Source organism: Streptomyces sindenensis (assembly GCF_014649035.1).
Classification (GTDB): Bacteria; Actinomycetota; Actinomycetes; order Streptomycetales; family Streptomycetaceae; genus Streptomyces; species Streptomyces sindenensis.
This window is the reverse complement of the sequence record NZ_BMSG01000026.1, coordinates 45,332-62,195: the sequence shown is the minus strand read 5'-3', so window position 1 is coordinate 62,195 and position 16,864 is coordinate 45,332. Positions and strand designations below refer to the sequence as shown.

14 protein-coding genes are annotated in these 16,864 nt (G+C 71.8%); 7 read left to right on the top strand and 7 right to left on the bottom strand.

Features of this window, described 5'->3' with window-relative positions:
- Positions 1-25: 25 nt before the first annotated feature.
- Positions 26-1,993 (bottom strand): acyl-CoA dehydrogenase family protein, encoded by a 1,968-nt coding sequence (locus IE145_RS24480; protein WP_189527605.1) that lies wholly within the window; start codon positions 1,991-1,993, stop codon positions 26-28.
- Between the two features lie 298 nt (positions 1,994-2,291).
- Between IE145_RS24480 and IE145_RS24475 the strand changes: the two genes are divergently transcribed.
- The 3 genes from IE145_RS24475 to IE145_RS24465 are packed head-to-tail and all read left to right on the top strand — an operon-like array spanning position 2,292 to position 4,788.
- Positions 2,292-2,669 (top strand): BatC protein, encoded by a 378-nt coding sequence (locus IE145_RS24475; protein WP_189527604.1) that lies wholly within the window; start codon positions 2,292-2,294, stop codon positions 2,667-2,669.
- Positions 2,666-3,895, top strand: a complete 1,230-nt coding sequence (locus IE145_RS24470; RefSeq protein ID WP_189527603.1) for a cupin domain-containing protein — start codon at positions 2,666-2,668, stop codon at positions 3,893-3,895. Before IE145_RS24475 ends, IE145_RS24470 begins: the two co-directional genes overlap by 4 nt.
- Positions 3,892-4,788 (top strand): ferredoxin family protein, encoded by an 897-nt coding sequence (locus IE145_RS24465; protein ID WP_189527602.1) that lies wholly within the window; start codon positions 3,892-3,894, stop codon positions 4,786-4,788. Before IE145_RS24470 ends, IE145_RS24465 begins: the two co-directional genes overlap by 4 nt.
- Before the next feature lie 36 nt (positions 4,789-4,824).
- On the opposite strand, the gene IE145_RS24460 is transcribed toward IE145_RS24465, so the two are convergent.
- The gene (locus tag IE145_RS24460; RefSeq protein ID WP_189527601.1) at positions 4,825-5,235 is read right to left on the bottom strand and encodes a Fur family transcriptional regulator; all 411 of its coding nucleotides are present in this window, start codon (positions 5,233-5,235) and stop codon (positions 4,825-4,827) included.
- 390 nt (positions 5,236-5,625) lie between these two features.
- Here IE145_RS24460 and katG point away from each other — a divergent pair, with 390 nt between their 5' ends.
- Positions 5,626-7,881, top strand: coding sequence for a catalase/peroxidase HPI (katG, locus tag IE145_RS24455; RefSeq protein WP_189527600.1), 2,256 nt, complete (start codon positions 5,626-5,628; stop codon positions 7,879-7,881).
- 190 nt (positions 7,882-8,071) lie between these two features.
- Positions 8,072-8,965 carry an oxygenase MpaB family protein gene (locus IE145_RS24450; protein ID WP_373296629.1) on the top strand — a complete coding sequence of 298 codons (894 nt, stop codon included), beginning with the start codon at positions 8,072-8,074 and terminating at the stop codon, positions 8,963-8,965.
- Between the two features lie 45 nt (positions 8,966-9,010).
- On the opposite strand, the gene IE145_RS24445 is transcribed toward IE145_RS24450, so the two are convergent.
- The 5 genes from IE145_RS24445 to IE145_RS24425 all read right to left on the bottom strand — a co-directional run bounded on the left by IE145_RS24445 (position 9,011) and on the right by IE145_RS24425 (position 14,363).
- Positions 9,011-9,844 (bottom strand): PIG-L family deacetylase, encoded by an 834-nt coding sequence (locus IE145_RS24445; RefSeq protein WP_189527598.1) that lies wholly within the window; start codon positions 9,842-9,844, stop codon positions 9,011-9,013.
- A 262-nt stretch (positions 9,845-10,106) separates the two neighbouring features.
- Positions 10,107-11,081, bottom strand: a complete 975-nt coding sequence (locus tag IE145_RS24440; RefSeq protein WP_189527597.1) for an alpha/beta hydrolase — start codon at positions 11,079-11,081, stop codon at positions 10,107-10,109.
- A gap of 208 nt (positions 11,082-11,289) precedes the next feature.
- Positions 11,290-12,258, bottom strand: coding sequence for an NAD(P)H-quinone oxidoreductase (locus tag IE145_RS24435; RefSeq protein WP_189527596.1), 969 nt, complete (start codon positions 12,256-12,258; stop codon positions 11,290-11,292).
- A 360-nt stretch (positions 12,259-12,618) separates the two neighbouring features.
- Positions 12,619-13,332, bottom strand: a complete 714-nt coding sequence (locus IE145_RS24430; protein WP_189527595.1) for a type 1 glutamine amidotransferase domain-containing protein — start codon at positions 13,330-13,332, stop codon at positions 12,619-12,621.
- Complete coding sequence (locus IE145_RS24425) at positions 13,329-14,363, bottom strand: ABC-2 transporter permease (RefSeq protein WP_189527594.1); 1,035 nt, start codon at positions 14,361-14,363, stop codon at positions 13,329-13,331. The genes IE145_RS24430 and IE145_RS24425 overlap by 4 nt, the downstream gene beginning before the upstream one ends.
- Positions 14,364-14,556: 193 nt before the next feature.
- Between IE145_RS24425 and IE145_RS24420 the strand changes: the two genes are divergently transcribed.
- Positions 14,557-15,801, top strand: a complete 1,245-nt coding sequence (locus IE145_RS24420) for an NADH:flavin oxidoreductase/NADH oxidase family protein (protein WP_189527593.1) — start codon at positions 14,557-14,559, stop codon at positions 15,799-15,801.
- Between the two features lie 132 nt (positions 15,802-15,933).
- Positions 15,934-16,860, top strand: a complete 927-nt coding sequence (locus IE145_RS24415) for an acetoacetate decarboxylase family protein (protein WP_189527592.1) — start codon at positions 15,934-15,936, stop codon at positions 16,858-16,860.
- Positions 16,861-16,864 lie beyond the last annotated feature (4 nt).

Sequence of the window (16,864 nt, the reverse complement as noted above, 5' to 3'; positions counted from 1 at the left end):
GCCCGGGGTCATGGCAGACGCCGGTTCAGGCACCGCCCACCAGGTCCGGGGCGCGCAGCATGGCGTCCGGGATCCCCCAGGCGTCGACGAGTCCGCCGGCCAGGGGCCGGATCTTGCGGCAGAGATCGTTCACCTCACGGGTGATCGCCTTGGACCGCTGGACGGTCAGCCGTCCGTGCTCCATGAACCACGCCCGGTCCGCCTCGATCGTCGACAGGGCGTACAGGTCGCACAGGAGGCCCAGGGCGACCTTGTTGCCGCCGTCGGGCAGCGTCCGCGTCTTCTCGACGAAGGCCTCCAGGACCAGCCGCTCCATGTGGGCGCGGGCGACGGCGATGACGTGGTCCTGCACCTCGGAGAAGACGGCGCCCGGATCGCGCTTGCGGTCGATGCCGGCCTTGAGCCTGCGGGCCACCCCGGCGAGCATGTGCTCCTCGCGGTAGCGGACCATGGCGAGCTGGTACTCCGAGTCGAGCAGACCGGCCTCCTGGTCCCACTCGTCGCCGCCCGGCAGCAGGTCGCGGACCCGTTCGAGCAGTTTGTGGGCCGACGTCTTCTCGATGACCGTCTCGACGGCGAGGTTGGTGACGTGGCGGACCATGCCCAGCTGGTCCAGGTCCTCGAACTCGCTCGCGTAGTCGGTGAGCAGGCCCTTGGCGACGAGCTGGAGCAGGACGTGGTTGTCGCCCTCGAAGGTGGTGAAGATGTCGCTGTCGGCCTTGAGCGCGGCGAACCGGTTGACGGCGAGATAGCCCGCGCCGCCGCACGCCTCGCGGCACTCCTGGATCACCCGGGTGGCGTGCCAGGTGGCGAGCGCCTTGGTTCCGGCGGCCCGGGCCTCCAGCAGGCGGCGCGCCTGCGGGTCGTCCTCCAGGTCGGAGAAGACCTCGTGGAGCTGGGTGCGGACGACGTCCTGGGCGAAGTGCAGTGCGTACGTACGGGCGATGAGCGGCAGCAGACGCCGCTGGTGCAGTCCGTAGTCCAGGAGCAACTGCTCCTCCCCCTGGGGCCCGGCCGCGAACTGCCGGCGCCGCAGGGCGTACTGCGTGGCGATCGCGAGGGCGACCTTGGCGGCACCGACCCCTGCGCCGCCGACGCTGACCCGGCCCTGGACCAGGGTGCCGAGCATGGTGAAGAAGCGCCGGTCCGGGTTGTCGATCGGGCTCTCGTAGACGCCCTCGGGAGTGACGTCGGCGAAGCGGTTCAGCAGCGCCTCGCGTGGCACCCGCACGTCGTCGAACCGGATGCGCCCGTTGTCCACGCCGTTCAGGCCCATCTTGCGGCCGTCGTCCTCGATGTGGACCCCGGGCGCGGTCCCGCCGTCGGTCCGGATCGGCACGAGGAGGGCGTGCACTCCTTCGGACTTCCCGGCCACCTCCAACTGGGCGAAGACGACCGCGAGTTCACCGTGGCGGGCGGCGTTGCCGATGTAGTCCTTGCGCGCCTGGTCGCCCTCGGTGGTGATGACGAACTCCTGGGCGTCGGCGTCGTAGCGCGCGACGGTGCCGAGCGCCTGGACGTTGGAGCCGTGCCCGGTCTCCGTCATCGCGAAGCAGCCCATCAGCTCCCCGGTGATCAGGCCGGGGAGATGGGCGTCGTGGTGGCGTTCGGTGCCCAGATGCAGGATCGCGCCACCGAAGAGCCCGAACTGGACTCCGACCTTCACCAGCACCGACAGATCACCGAAGGCGAGCGTCTCGAACGCGGCGATCGAGGCCCCGACGTCGCCGCCTCCGCCGTACCGCTTCGGGAAGCCCATGCCGGTCTGGCCCGTCGCCGCCATCTCGACCACGAGTTCGCGCACCCGCTCGCGGTACGCGTCCATGTCGAGCTCGTCGGCCTCGTCCAGCACCGAGGCGTGCCTGACCAGATTGGCCCGGACCAGGTCACGGACCTCGGCGTACTCACCGTCGAGCACCCCGGCCAGCGCCCGGACGTCGAGCTCCGGCTGTACGTACCCGCCGGTCGCGGGCGATGTTCTGTCAGTGGTCATACCGATTCGCTACCCCGCCCGGGGACGATCAAGCGGTCCGCTGCCCCGGTCAGCCCTGCCCGGTGCTTGTTCCCGACGTCGAAGCCGACCGCGGCCGGCAGCGCAGGGCGGAGGTGGACGGCGCGGCGCGGAGGGGGCGTGAGGTCCGGCATTCGGGCGACTTCGCACCGCCCGAATCGATGTTTCCCAGCCACAGGGATACGGTGATTACTGGCCATTTCGGCGCAGACCGACATCCCGGCGACCGGGTTTCCGGACAGCGGAAAACCATCGTCCCCATGGTGTGATCCCAGGAGGAATGATGACCGAGCACGACGCGAGCGGAGCCGAGGGACCTGCGGACGGCGGCGCGGCCGGTACGCCCGGCGTCCACGACGGCGGAGCCGATGGCGGGGCGGAGGGACCTGCGGACGGCGGCGCGGCGGGAACCCCGGGCGTCCACGACGGCGGAGCCGATGGCGGGGCCGACGGTGGCGCCGACAGCGGAGCCGAGGGACCCGCCGACGGCGGCGCGGCCGGTACGCCCGGCGTCCACGACGGTGGTGCGGACGGGGGCGCGGACGGCGGAGCGGAGGGTCCCGCCGACGGTGGCGCGGCCGGCACCCCGGGCGTCCACGACGGTGGAGCCGACGGAGGCGCGGACGGTGGGGCCGACGGGGCCGGCAGCCGCTCTTGAGCGTGTCCCGCACCGAACTCCGGGATCCCGGCGCGCGGGAAGGCGCCGGGATCCTGGAATCCCGTCTGACCGGGCTCAGCCGGGAGGAGTTCGCTCGTGACATCTGGGCACGCACGGCCTCGCTGACGCGGGAGGCGAGCGATTTCACCGATGTCTTCTCCCCGTCCGCCGTGGACGAGCTGATCTCCCGTCGGGGGCTGCGGACGCCGTTCCTCCGGGTCGCCAAGGACGGAGCCACCCTGCCTTCCTCGTCCTTCACCGCACCCGCGGGGGTCGGGGCGACCGTCGCCGACCAGCTCGACGACACGGCCTTGTGGCGTGCGTTCGCCGACGGCGCCACGCTCGTCCTGCAGGCGCTGCACCGCACCTGGGAGCCGGTGGCGGACCTGGTCTCCGGACTCAGTACGGAGCTGGGGCACCCCGTACAGGCGAACGCCTACGTCACCCCGCCGCAGAACCGCGGATTCGACGCGCACTACGACGTGCACGACGTCTTCGTCCTCCAGATCGAGGGGGCGAAGCGGTGGGTGATCCACGAACCCGTGCTGCCGGACCCGCTGCGCGATCAGCCGTGGACCGATCACCGTGCGGCCGTCGCCGACCGGGCCGCCCACGGCACACCCCATCTGAACACGATGCTCCGCCCCGGCGATGTGCTGTACCTGCCGCGCGGCTGGCTGCACTCGGCGCAGGCCCAGGGGGAGGTCTCGATCCATCTGACGCTGGGGGTCCACGCCTGGACCCGCTACGCGCTGGCCGAGCAGCTGACCCGGGCCGCCCTCGCGGCGCTGGGGGACGATCCGTCCATGCGCCGGTCACTGCCGCTGGCGGAGCCGAACGAGCCAGGTGGCGGAACCGGCCCGGACGACCTCCTCGGCCTGGTGCGCGAGCGCCTGCTGTCCGCCGTGGCCGAGGCCGACCCGGCTCCGCTCTTCCACCGCGCCCGCCGCTCCCAGGCCCGCCCGGCGCCACTGGGCCCCGTGGCGCAGCTCTCCGCGCTGAGGGGCCTCGCGACGACCTCACCCGTACGGCTGCGCAAGGCGCTGGAGCCCCGGCTGGAGGGAACACGCCTGCACACCCGCGTCGGGCACCTCGACCTCCCGGCATCCGATCTCGTACCCGTGGCACGGCTGCTCGACGGCCGGGTGCGCACCGCCGGCGACCTCGGCCTCGCGCTCGCCGGGCGGCTGCTGCGGGCGGGCGTGCTGGTGCCCGCGGACCGGTGACCCCGCCGGACCGGTTCTTCTGCGCCGACGCGGCCAGGGCCCGTGACGACGCGTTCGTCGGCACGGCCCCCTTCGGCTCCGCCTGGGTCCTCATCGAGTGCCGGCGCGCCTGGCCCGCCAACGGTTTCGACGGCCTCGCCCTCGATCCGGAGACCAAGAACCTCGTGTTCGCCGCCGCCCGGGCGAACCGGGCCCGGATCCTCCTCGTCAGGCGGCACGGACGTCGCCGCATCGAGGGCAGCGACCGGTGGGCGGTACTGCACCACGAGGGCTCCGGCACGCTGCGCCAGCGATGGGGCAGCTGGCGCCGCGACCAGGACCTGGCGCGGATCGTGGCCGCCCTGGACTCCCCGGGGGAGCCGGGCCTCGCCCCCGTCGTCCTCGTCTGCGCGCACGGCCTGCACGACGCCTGCTGCGCGGTGCGCGGCCGGCCCGTGGGCCAGGCCCTCAGCGCGCGCTGGCCCGACCTGGTGTGGGAGTGCACGCACGTGGGCGGTGACCGCTTCGCCGCCAACGTCGTCGTCGTACCCGACGGCGTCTACTACGGGAATCTGGACCCCCGCTCGGCGGTCACCGTGGTGGAGGACCACCTCGCCGACCGTATCCGCGCCGACCATCTGCGGGGCTACACCACCCTCCGCCCGCCCCAGCAGGCAGCGGTGGCCGCGGTCCTCCGGCGCTTCGGCCCGGCGGGCAGGCACGACTACGCGGTCACCGCGACGGTCGCCGACGGCGACGGCTGGCGCGTCCGCGTCAGCGGCCGGGGACCGAGCGCGAGGCTGCTCGACGTCGACGTACGGGCCCGGCGCACGCCGGCACGCCAACTCACCTGCCGCGGACCGGCGAACAGCTCCGCCCTCGTCTACGACGTGCCGTCGATCCGCGACCTCTGACGGGCTCCCCGCCCTCGGGGGGCGGGTCCGTCGCCATCAGGCGCAGGCCGGGCACAACCCTCGGTAGGTGATCTCCACCGAGCCGACCGCGAACCCGAACCGCTCCTCCTCGGGCAGATCGCCGATGGCGTCGCCGCCCGGGTGGACGTCGCGGACCGTGCCGCAGCCGGAACAGACCAGGTGCTGGTGGGGGTTGCGCGCGTTGGGGTCGTACCGCTTGGCGCGGCCCACGGTGGAGACCTCCACCACCTCGCCGAGCGCGACAAGCTCGCCCAGCGTGTTGTAGACGGTCGCGCGGGAGATCTCGGGCAGGCGCGCGGCGGCCCGGAGATGCACCTCGTCGGCCGTCAGGTGCACGTGGTCGCCGGCCAGGACCTCCGCGACGACACGCCGCTGGGAGGTCATGCGCCAGCCACGGCCCCGCAGCCGTCGAAGGAGGTCGCTCATCTCGTTTCACCTGCTCCGCTCGTGAGAGGGGGCCGGCGGCTCGCGCAGAGAACGCGCCCGACACCACGCCCGCATCATTATGGTTTTAGCCCACTTCTTGACTTGGACGAAGTCCATCGTAGGATCGATCCCGGCGACATCCAAGAGACAGGAAGACTCCGGTACGGCAGCAGAGACACGCGACGGGACACCACCGGTCGACCGCGCAGTGCCGCCCGTCGGCCCAGCGCCGTCGTCTTCGCACCGCCCGGAATCACCGGGTGCGGTGGCCCGCGAGGCGCTCGGGCGACTCGCGGCGGGCCCCGACATCAACGTGCCCCTTCTGCACGGACCGAATCCTCCTCCCCCGTTCAGCGCCTCTACGACCCTCCGGGGCCGGAAGGATCACCCATGACCGAGAACAGCGAGTCGCACGTCTTCGACCCCGTCGTCCCGGATTCGCCCGAGACGGCCGTCCCCGAGAAGCCCGAGGCGCAGGCGGGCGGCTGCCCCGTGGCGCACGGCCGCGCGCCGCACCCCACGCAGGGCGGCGGGAACCGCCAGTGGTGGCCGGACCGCCTCAACCTGAAGATCCTCGCCAAGAACCCCGCCGTGGCGAACCCGCTGGGCGAGGAGTTCGACTACGCGGCCGCGTTCGAGGCGCTGGACCTGCCCGCGGTGAAGCGGGACATCGCCGAGGTGCTCACCACCTCGCAGGACTGGTGGCCGGCCGACTTCGGCAACTACGGGCCCCTGATGGTCCGGATGGCCTGGCACAGCGCCGGTACGTACCGCATCAGCGACGGCCGCGGTGGCGCGGGCGCCGGGCAGCAGCGGTTCGCCCCGCTGAACAGCTGGCCCGACAACGGCAACCTGGACAAGGCCCGCCGACTGCTGTGGCCGGTGAAGAAGAAGTACGGCCAGGCGCTGTCCTGGGCGGACCTGCTGATCCTCACGGGCAACGTCGCCCTGGAGACCATGGGCCTGAAGACCTTCGGCTTCGCCGGTGGCCGCGAGGACGTCTGGGAGTCGGAGGAGGACGTCTACTGGGGCCCCGAGACCACCTGGCTCGACGACGAGCGCTACACCGGCGACCGTGAGCTGGAGAACCCGCTCGGCGCGGTCCAGATGGGTCTGATCTACGTCAACCCCGAGGGCCCCAACGGAAACCCGGACCCGATCGCCGCCGCCCGCGACATCCGCGAGACCTTCCGCCGGATGGCGATGAACGACGAGGAGACCGTCGCCCTCATCGCCGGTGGCCACACCTTCGGCAAGACGCACGGCGCGGGCCCGGCCGAGAACGTCGGCGCGGACCCCGAGGGCGCCCCGCTGGAGGAGCAGGGCCTCGGCTGGCGCAGCTCGTACAAGTCGGGCAAGGGCGGGGACGCCATCACCAGCGGTCTGGAGGTGACCTGGACCAGCACCCCGACGAAGTGGGGCAACGAGTTCTTCCACAACCTCTTCGCGTACGAGTACGAGCTGACCGAGTCGCCGGCCGGTGCGAAGCAGTGGGTCGCCAAGGACGCGGAGGCGACCATCCCGCACGCGCACGACGCGTCGAAGAAGCAGAAGCCGCAGATGCTCACCACCGACCTGTCGCTGCGCTTCGACCCGGCGTACGAGCAGATCTCGCGCCGCTTCCACGAGAACCCCGAGGAGTTCGCGGACGCCTTCGCGCGCGCCTGGTACAAGCTGACGCACCGCGACATGGGCCCGATCCAGCGCTACCTGGGTCCCGAGGTGCCCTCCGAGGTGCTGCTGTGGCAGGACCCGCTGCCCGCGCGCACCGGTGAGGTGCTGGACGCCGCGGACATCGCCGCGCTCAAGGAGCAGGTGCTGGCCACGGACCTCACCGTGTCGCAGCTGGTCTCGGCCGCCTGGGCCTCGGCCGCGTCCTTCCGCGGCAGCGACAAGCGGGGCGGCGCCAACGGCGCCCGCGTCCGTCTGGAGCCGCAGCGCGGCTGGGAGGCGAACGACCCGGACGAGCTGGCGCAGGTGCTGCGTGCGCTGGAGGGGATCCAGGAGTCCTTCAACGCCAAGGGCGGCAGGCAGGTCTCGCTGGCCGACCTGATCGTCCTCGCGGGCGGCGCGGCGGTCGAGCAGGCGGCCAAGGACGCCGGTGTCGAGGTGGAGGTCCCGTTCACCCCGGGCCGGGTCGACGCCACGCAGGAGCAGACGGACGTCGAGTCCTTCGCCGCGCTGGAGCCCGCGTACGACGGCTTCCGCAACTACACCGGCAAGGCGGCCCGGCTGCCCGCCGAGTACCTGCTCCTGGACCGGGCGAACCTGCTGACGCTGAGCGCCCCGGAGACGACCGTTCTGGTCGGCGGTCTGCGGGTGCTGGGCGCCAACACCGGCGGCTCGAAGCACGGCGTGCTCACCGACCGCCCGGGCACGCTGACCAACGACTTCTTCGTGAACCTGCTCGACCTGGGCATCACCTGGAAGCCGACGTCGTCGACGCAGGACGAGTTCGAGGCGCGCGACGCGTCCGGCAAGGTCCGGTGGACCGGTACCCGCGCCGACCTGGTCTTCGGGTCCAACTCCGAGCTGCGTGCCCTCGCCGAGGTCTACGCGAGCGACGACGCGCGGCAGAAGTTCGTGACGGACTTCGTCGCCGCCTGGGCCAAGGTCATGGACCTGGACCGCTACGACCTGGTCTGACAGCCCCCGGCCGCCTCTGCTCCAGGCGCGGCCGGGATGCTCCCGGGTGGGGCCGGTGCGGGTACGCGCACCGGCCCCACCGCCGGTTCCGGCGGGAACGCACGTTCGCGCCCGCGGCGGCTCGGTACCCTCGCTCGAAGCACACGGGAGCGGAAGCCGAGGGCCAGGGGCCGGGAGCCGGGAGGCGTTGGTGGGACTGCGGGACCGGATCGCGGCGGAACTCACCGCTGCCCTGCACGGCGGGGACCTCAAGCTGGAGCGGTACGCGGCTCCGCCCGGCGACCCCGGGCTGTTCGGGATCACTCCGGCGGACCCGCTGTGGCGGGTGCACGGGCAGGCCACCGGGATGCTCACCGGCGGGTTCGCCGCCCTCATGCTCCAGTCGCTGCACCCGCTGGCCATGGCCGGGGTCGACCAGCACTCGGACTTCCGCGCCGATCCGGTCGGGCGGCTGAACGGGACCGTACGGTTCATCACCACGACCACCTTCGGCTCCTCGCCCGCCGCCCGCGAGGTGATCGGTCTCGTCCGGCGCATCCACACCCGGGTGCGGGGTACGGCCCCCGACGGGAGGCCGTACCGCGCGGACGATCCCGATCTGCTCACCTGGGTGCACACCGCCGAGGTCCGCAGCTTCCTCGCCGGCCACCAGGCCTACGCGCCCCGGCCGCAGCGGCTCACCCGCGCCGAATGCGACACCTACTATCGCCAGGCCGCCCCGGTGGCCGAGGAGTTGGGAGCGCGGCAGGTGCCGCGTACCGCGTCCGAGGTGGAGAGCTACCTGACCCGCATGCGCCCCGGACTCCGTGCCACCCCGGCCGCGCTGGACTCGGTGCGGTTCCTCCGCTCCTTCGGACGCACACCGCGGGAGCGGCTGGCCGTCCGCCTGCTCACCAACGCCTCCACCGGGCTCCTCCCCGACTGGGCCCGCGCCGAACTCTCCATCCGCCGCCCGGCCCCCGTCCGCCTCTGCGGGGACCGGCCCCTGGCGACGGCCGTCGGACGCATCCTGGAGTGGGGACTGGGCCCCTCCCAGATCCAGGCGGCGGCCCGGGGGCGGCTGGCGGGGGCGCGGCAGGGCTGACGGGGCCGCACCCCCGTCGCCGTACGGGCCCCGGCGGGCGGCGGGTCAGCGGAGTCCGGCGAAGAGGTCCTTCTCGGGCACGGCGGCGCCGGTGGCGTCCTTGACCCGCACGAAGGTCTCCATGCCCATCAGTTCGCCGAACCTCTCCTTGCCCATCCTGAGGAAGAAGATGTTCTCGCCCTGACTGGCGTGCGCGGCCAGCGCGTCGAACTTCTGGCCGCTGAACGCGGTGGTGTCCACCCAGGTGGTGATCTCGTCGTCGGGGAGGCCGATCTCGGCCATCGCGGCTTCCTCGGCCGGGTCCGGCTCCGGCATGTCCTCCTGGAACTCACGCATGATCTCCCCGAACCGGCGCATCGCCGAGCGGGGCATCGTCGTCCAGTAGACCTTCGGTGTCAGCTCGGTCATCTCCAGCGCCGCCATCGTGATGCGGTGTGCCTGGATGTGGTCGGGGTGCCCGTAGAAGCCGTTCTCGTCGTAGGTGACGACCACATCGGGGCGGTAGTGCCGCATGAGCTCCGCGAGGCGGGCGGCGCCCTCCTCCACGGGGGTCCGCCAGAAGGATCCGGGCGCGTCGTTGCTCGGCCAGCCGATCATCCCGGAGTCCGCGTAGTCCAGCGTCTCCAGATCGCTCACCCCCAGAACCTCACAGCTCGCCTTGAGTTCCTGGCCGCGCATCGCGGCGACGGCCACCGGATCGTGCCCGGGGTCGCCCGGCTTGACGCCTCCCGGCCCGTCTCCGCAACCGCCGTCGGTACAGGTCACGAGAACCGTGCGGATGCCTTCCGCCGCATACCGGGCGAGGACTCCTCCGGTTCCCGTGGCCTCGTCGTCGGGGTGGGCGTGCACGGCCATGAGGGTCAAGGGCCGGTCGGTCATGAAGAGGTCCTTCCACGGAGTCGGGTCGGGGTGCTCCGAGCTCGCGCGGCGGACATGCCGTACTTGTGAGGCTCGGCCCCTCGGTCCGTGCAACCGCGCCCGCCGGGCCCGCTGTTCCCGGACTCGGCCCCGACTTCGGTTCCCTCCTGGCCACGGGGTATTCCGTGCGGCAATCAGCGTGCTCGGCGGCGTCGGCCCGGCCGTGCCCGCAGCCGTCCACGGCGTACTCGTGAAAGGTGGCCGGGTCCGACGACAGGACGCCTCAGTCGTCGTGCAGGGCCTTGTTGAGGGCGTCGACGGCGAGGGTGCGGGCGACGTTCGCGGCGCGGGTGTCGCGCAGGCTGTCCAGGAGGAGGAAGTCGTGGACCATGCCCGCCACCCGGACGGAGGTCACGTCCACGCCGGCCTCGCGCAGCCGGTTGGCGTACTTCTCGCCCTCGTCGCGCAGGACGTCGGCCTCGTCGGTGATGACCAGCGTGGTCGGCAGGCCCCGAAGCTGGTCCAGGGTGGCCTTCAGGGGCGCGGCGTACACCTCGGCGCGGTGGGCGGGGTTGCCGATGTAGGCGTCCCAGAACCACTTCATACCGTCGCGGGTCAGGTAGTAGCCCTCGGCGAACTGGAGGTAGGAGGGGGTGTTGAAGTCGGCGTCGGTGACCGGGTACAGCAGGACCTGGGCCTTGAGGTCGATGCCCCCGCGCTCCTTGTTCATCAGCGCGAACACCGCCGACATGCAGCCGCCCACCGACTCGCCGGTGACCGCGATCCGCGAGGTGTCCAGTCCGTGCTCCGCGCCGTGCTCCAGGACCCACTGGCCCACGGCGTAGTTCTGCTCGACCTGGGTGGGGTACTTGGCCTCGGGCGCCCGGTCGTAGACGGGAAAGACCCCGGCCGCCCCGGCGCCGACGGCGAGTTCGCGGAACAGGCGGTCGTGGGTCTTGTCGTCGCCGAAGACCCAGCCGGCGCCGTGGATGTAGAACACCACCGGCAGCGGCCCGGTGGCCCCCTTGGGCCGGATGATCCGGGTGCGGACGGTGCCCCACTGGCCCGCGTCCACGTCGACCCACTCCTCGTCGACGTCGGGGCGGGGCACACCGGCGTCGCTCTGCAGACCGAGCAGGATGTCGCGGCCCTTCTCCGGGGGGACCTCGTAGATCCGCGGATGCGGGTCCGTGGCCTCGCACAGCTCCTTCGCCGCCGGTTCCAGGTAGGGGGTGATCGGAGGGGGTAGCTCGGTCATGTCGACTCCCTGTCGTGGGCACGCGGTGTGCCCGGTGGGCGCGGCCCTGTCGGCCGCCCGCTGAAGTGCCGGCCGTCGAAGCGGTGCACACCCCGGACGGCAATGAGCGGTTCCATCCTTTGCGCCCCCTTCGTCCCCCGCAACCGGCGCGGAACCCGGCCAGGCGCTCATCCCCCGGTGACTCCCCTGAGCCGCGGCCCGCCCCTCGTCAGCCGGTCTCCTCGTTGACCAGGAGGATCTTGCCGACATGGCCGCCGGCTTCCATGAGGCGGTGCCCTTCGGCCGCGTCGGCCATGGGTACGGTCCGGTCGACGACCAGTTGGACGGAGCCGTTCTCGATCAGGGGCCAGACGTTCCGCTGCACCTGGGCGACGATCTCGGCCTTCTGCTCCTTCGACCGGGTGCGCAGCGTGGTGCCGTACACGGACGCCCGCTTGAAGACGATCTCGGCCAGGTCGAGCGAGCCCTCCAGGCCCTTCTGCAGACCGATGACGACCAGACGGCCGTCCGCGGCCAGCGAACGGACGTTGCGTTCGAGGTAGTCGCCGCCGATGACATCGAGGATCACGTCGTAGGGGCCGTGGTCGGCGAAGTCATCGGTCCGGTAGTCGATCGCCTCGTCGGCGCCCAGCTCGCGCGCCCGGCCGGCCTTCTCCGGGCCGCCGACCGTGGTGACGACCCGGGCGCCGAGCGCCTTGGCGACCTGGATCGCCATCGTGCCCACGCCGCCCGCACCACCGTGCACAAGAACGGTCTCGCCCGCCTTCAGGCCGGCGGTCATGACGAGGTTGGACCAGACCGTGGCGGTGGTCTCGGGAAGTCCGGCCGCCTCCACCAGACCGATCCCCTCGGGGACGGTGAGCAGTTGTCCGGCGGGGACGGCGACCTTCTGCGCGTAACCGCCGCCGGTGAGCAGGGCACAGACCTCGTCGCCCACCCGCCATCCGGTGACCCCTTCCCCGAGGGCGCTGACGCGGCCGGAGACCTCCAGTCCCGGGTGGGGCGAGGTGCCCGGCGCGAGCGGGTAGAGCCCCATGCGCTGCATGACATCAGCCCGGTTCAGGGCACCGGCCACCACATCGATGACCACTTCGCCGGGCGCGGGCGCGGGGTCCTCGACCTCCACCCACTCCAGCACCTCGGGGCCACCCGGTTCCTTGATCGATACAGCCTTCATGGCACTTCCCTTCGCATGGGCCGTGCGCCTCGCGCACGATGTTTACGATGCTCACATTAGATCGAGGAGTATGCACTGTCAACATCGGGGTGGCCCGCGACGCCCTCAGGAGCCTGCACGCCGGACGCGTCTGCGAGAGTCACGGGCATCGGCTTCGGGGCCGCCCGACGTCGGACGTCACGGCGGGAAGCGGGCATCGAAGATCGACGGCGCCCACTTCTCCGCGCGGACCGGCCGGCGCGTTGCCGTCGGCGTACAGGAGATGTCCGGCCGCGGCGGGGTCCCCGCCGTGCGACCCGGATGTGTCAGCCGAAGCGTTCGGTACGGATCCGGCCGGGTCCGCACCCGGACCAGTCCCCCCTAACGCGCCGCGGCCGCGTTCACATCGGCGACGATGCGGTGGGCAAGGCGTTCGGAGGACGGCGGGTTCTGGCCCGTGTACAGATTGCGGTCGACGACGATGTACGGCCGCAGCGGCAGACGGGCCCTGGAGTACTCCGCCCCGCTCTCCCGCAGACGGTCCTCCAGCAGCCAGATCGCCTTCCGGCCGAAACTGTTGAACTTCTCCTCCAGGTTCGACAGGCCCGTCATGCGGTATCCCGTGAAGGGCCACGACCCGTCCTCGTTCTTCGCGGCGAACGCCGCCGCCGGCGCATGGCACAGCAGCGCGAGCGGCTTGCCCGAGGCGAGGACCCGGGTCAGGAGGGCGCCGGAGACCGGGTCGACGGGCAGATCCTCCATCGGGCCGTGGCCGCCCGGGTAGAACACGACGTCGAACGCGTCGGGATCGATCTCGCTCAGCACCCGGGGATGCTTGAGCTGCGCGTCGATGGCGTCCAGGTACGCGGCCACCGCGCGCAGCTTCGACGGCCGCCCCGCCGTCCACGACATGCTCAGCCGGTCGAGCGTCGGGACCTTCCCGCCCGGCGTCGCGACAGTGGTCTCCCAGCCCGCCTCGGTGAAGATCTTGTGGGGCATCGCCAGTTCCTCGCCCCAGAACCCCGAGGGGTGGACCTCCCCGTCCCGCAGCGTCCAGCGATCGGCCGCCGACACGACGAACAGCACCTTCGTCATGAAGTCTCCCCGGGCGAGTTCGGCTCGGTGGCGCGCCGCTGCCGCAGTACGGCGGCGAGCATGGTGACGGCGACTCCAGCGACCGCCCAGGCCGACAGCACCAGCAGGAACGAGGTCATGCTGTTGCCGTCGAAGTAGGAGATCGAGCGGGCCGCCCAGGTGCCCGCCCCCGGGGGCAGGGCCGGGCCGATCGCTTCCCAGAACGGTGGCAGCATCGGCGCGGGAAAGGCCCCGCCGGCACTCGGGTTCCCCATGATCACGATGAGCAGGATCGCCAGGCCGATGCCGATGACGCCGAAGAGCCCCTGGAGGGCGAGTGTCGCGGCGCCGACGGCGAAGACGAGCAGCGCGCCGAGCCCCCAAAGCGCCCACACGCTGCCCGGCAGAGCGCCCAGGATCGGTCCGACGACGATCGCGCCACCGAGTCCGCCGACGAGGGCGACCAGCACCATCGTGCCGAGACGGGTGGCCGCGCGGGTCGGGTTGGCCGGACGGGCCCCGGCGCTGATGGCGAGGATCGACGCACACAGATAGGCGCCGACGCACAGACCGATGACCAGGTAGAACGAGGACAGCCCGTTGAAGTCGTGCGGGGAAGCGGGAGCCACGTCGACCGTGCGGGCGGTACGCCCCTCGGCCTCCAGCACGTTGTCGGTGAGCGAGCCCAGCGCGATGGCCAGGGCCTTGCCGCTGCCCGAGGCGACGAGCAGGGTGTCGGTGGTGCCGTCGGGGTTCACCACGAGCGCACCGTCGATGTCCCGGTTCTCGATCTGCTTCCGCGCGGCCGCCTCGTCGGGCAGGGCGCGCGGGTCCAGCGGTGAGCCGGGCAACCCGTCCAGGCGCTGCACCGTCCGCTCGGCCGCGGCCGGCGGGGCCACCACTCCGAAGGCGACGTCCCTGAGCCTGGGCTCGTGCAGCGCGCCCACATAGGAGACGACGAACAGCAGTTGGAGGGCGACGACCCCGATCACCAGGAGCGTGGCCCGGGGGGTGACGGCACTCTTCACCTCGGACAAGGTGCTCTGTTTCATGGTCTCCACAGTCCGGGACGACCGAGGGCCCCGCAGGCGGGAAGCGCCCGAACGGCTGGCGGCCGGACCGCCGCGCCCGGCTGCCGGCCGGTGCGACGTACTCCACACCACTCGATGTTTACGCTGATTACATTCATGGGCTAATGTGAGTGGTGTACACATCGTAGGCGATCAAGAGGAAGAGAGGATCGACATGACCGGCGAGCTGTTCTCACCGCTGCCTCTGCGCTCCGGGCAGGTACTGAAGAACCGGATCGCGAAGGCGGCGATGGAGGAGAACATGGCCGGCGACGGCCAGTTGCCCGACGAGCAGTTGTTCACGCTGTACCGGCAGTGGGCGGCCGGCGGCACGGGGCTGCTGATCACCGGCAACGTCATGGTCCACGCCGAGGCCCTCACCGGCCCCGCCGGCGTCGTGCTCGACGAGCACGCGCCGCTCAAGCCGTTCGCCGAATGGGCGGAGGCGGGCAAGTCCGGCGGCGGCGCGATATGGATGCAGATCAACCACCCCGGCCGTCAGGTCGCCTCCGGCATGCCCGGAGTCGTCTGGGGCCCGTCCGACATCGGCGTCAGCCTGGGCAAGCACAGCAGCCGGTTCGGCCGGCCCACCGCCATGACCGCGCAGCAGATCGACGAAACGGTGACCCGGTACGCGGTGACCGCCCACCGCGCCGAGAAGGCCGGCTTCGACGGCGTCGAGATCCACGCCGCACACGGCTACCTGCTGTCACAGTTCCTCTCCCCTCTGGTCAACCAGCGCACCGACCACTGGGGCGGCTCGCTGGAGAACCGCGCCCGCATGCTGCTCGACACCGTCCGCGCCGTACGGGCCGCCGTCTCACCGTCCTTCGCGGTCGCGGTCAAGCTGAACTCCGCCGACTTCCAGCGCGGCGGATTCGACGCCGAGGACGCCCGCCAGGTCATCGCGATGCTCGAACCCCTCGGCGTCGACCTGGTCGAACTCTCCGGCGGCAGCTACGAGAGCCCCGCCATGACCGGCCGGTCCACCGACACCCGCACCCAGGCCCGCGAGGCCTACTTCCTGGACCTGGCCAGGGACCTGGTCACCACGAGCCCGGTCCCGCTGATGCTCACCGGCGGCATCACCAGGCGCGCGACAGCCGACAGGGTCCTCGACAGCGGCGTCGCCGTCATCGGCATGGGCACCGCGCTCGCCGTCACGCCCGATCTGCCCCACCGCTGGCACGGCGGCCGTGAGGCGGACCGCCGGATGCGCCCGGTGACGTGGTCCGACAAGGCCCTCGCCTCCGCCGCGAGCATGGCGCAGGTCCGCCACCAGATGCGCCGCCTCGCCCGCGGCAGCAGCCCCAGGCCCGGCACCCACCCGGCGATCGCCCTGATCGCCGAACAGCGCAAGCAGCGCACCGCCCTGCGCCGCTACCGCGCCTGGCTGACCGGGCCCCGGGGCGCAGCCTGAGCAGCACCCCTGCTCCCCCACCCCCTGCTGCCGACATTCCCCGGGCCTCACCACGCCCGAATGTTGACAATGCAAACATACCCCCCTGCCGTCCGCCGGGCGGACATCGCCAACGTGAGAGGAACCCGCACCATGTCTTCAACACCGCAGAACCAGAACACCGTCAAGGTCGATCTGGGAGGCCGCGAGGTCACCGTCCCCGAGGGCGGGCTGTACGACCGGTACCGGATGGACCCCGACCTGGAAGCGATCGCCCGCGATCCGCGCGTCAGCGGCGTGGACTTCTTCCGCCGGCTCCCCAAGACCAAGGTCGACTCCCCGATCGGCCCGACGCTCACCCCGAACTTCTACTACACGATGTCCACGGCCCGCCTCACGATGCTCGTCCCGTCGAAGGCGATCCGCACCCGCCTGCCCGAGGAACTCTCGCCACTGGAGATCGCGCCCGGGCTCGGACTCGTCTCGGTGATGTTCTTCCGGTACGACGTGTGCGACATCGACTTCTACACCGAAGCCACGGTCGGCATCGCCGTGAAGCCCGCCCGGCACGGAAAGCTCGGCTTCTTCGACCTCGTCACCGGCCTGAAGAACGAACACCTCGACGCCTACGTCCTGTCCCTGCCCGTGAATTCGGACATCGCGCAGGTCCGCGGCCACGACGGCTACGGTTTCCCCAAGTGGGTCACCGACCTCGACGTCGACATCAACGACCGCCGGACCACCGCCCGCGTGGCCAACGACGCCGGCGGAGTCGATCTGGCGTTCTCGGCGGCCACCCCCACCCAGAGGGCGTACGTGAGCGGCGAGCGCGTCGGCTCGCTCACCTCGTACACGAAGATCAACGGCGGCTGGCACTCCACCCTGAACCAGACCAACGTACTCAACGCCGGCACCACGCGCAGCACCCGCGACGTCACCCTCCAGCTCGGCGAGGGCCGCATGTCCGACGATCTGCGCTCGCTCAAGCCGAAGCGGACCATCCAGTTCGACGTCATGACCGAGGGCCAGGCCGCGCTCCACATGCCGGTCCCCACCTCGGTCCCGAGCCGGAACAAGTAGCGAG

Bases quoted from the DNA above. Each gene is read 5' to 3' on its own strand.
- IE145_RS24480 (WP_189527605.1), bottom strand. From the start codon at position 1,993: ATGACCACTGACAGAACATCGCCCGCGACCGGCGGGTACGTACAGCCG.
- IE145_RS24475 (WP_189527604.1), top strand. From the start codon at position 2,292: ATGATGACCGAGCACGACGCGAGCGGAGCCGAGGGACCTGCGGACGGC.
- IE145_RS24460 (WP_189527601.1), bottom strand. From the start codon at position 5,235: ATGAGCGACCTCCTTCGACGGCTGCGGGGCCGTGGCTGGCGCATGACC.
- katG (WP_189527600.1), top strand. From the start codon at position 5,626: ATGACCGAGAACAGCGAGTCGCACGTCTTCGACCCCGTCGTCCCGGAT.
- IE145_RS24445 (WP_189527598.1), bottom strand. From the start codon at position 9,844: ATGACCGACCGGCCCTTGACCCTCATGGCCGTGCACGCCCACCCCGAC.
- IE145_RS24440 (WP_189527597.1), bottom strand. From the start codon at position 11,081: ATGACCGAGCTACCCCCTCCGATCACCCCCTACCTGGAACCGGCGGCG.
- IE145_RS24435 (WP_189527596.1), bottom strand. From the start codon at position 12,258: ATGAAGGCTGTATCGATCAAGGAACCGGGTGGCCCCGAGGTGCTGGAG.
- IE145_RS24430 (WP_189527595.1), bottom strand. From the start codon at position 13,332: ATGACGAAGGTGCTGTTCGTCGTGTCGGCGGCCGATCGCTGGACGCTG.
- IE145_RS24425 (WP_189527594.1), bottom strand. From the start codon at position 14,363: ATGAAACAGAGCACCTTGTCCGAGGTGAAGAGTGCCGTCACCCCCCGG.
- IE145_RS24420 (WP_189527593.1), top strand. From the start codon at position 14,557: ATGACCGGCGAGCTGTTCTCACCGCTGCCTCTGCGCTCCGGGCAGGTA.
- IE145_RS24415 (WP_189527592.1), top strand. From the start codon at position 15,934: ATGTCTTCAACACCGCAGAACCAGAACACCGTCAAGGTCGATCTGGGA.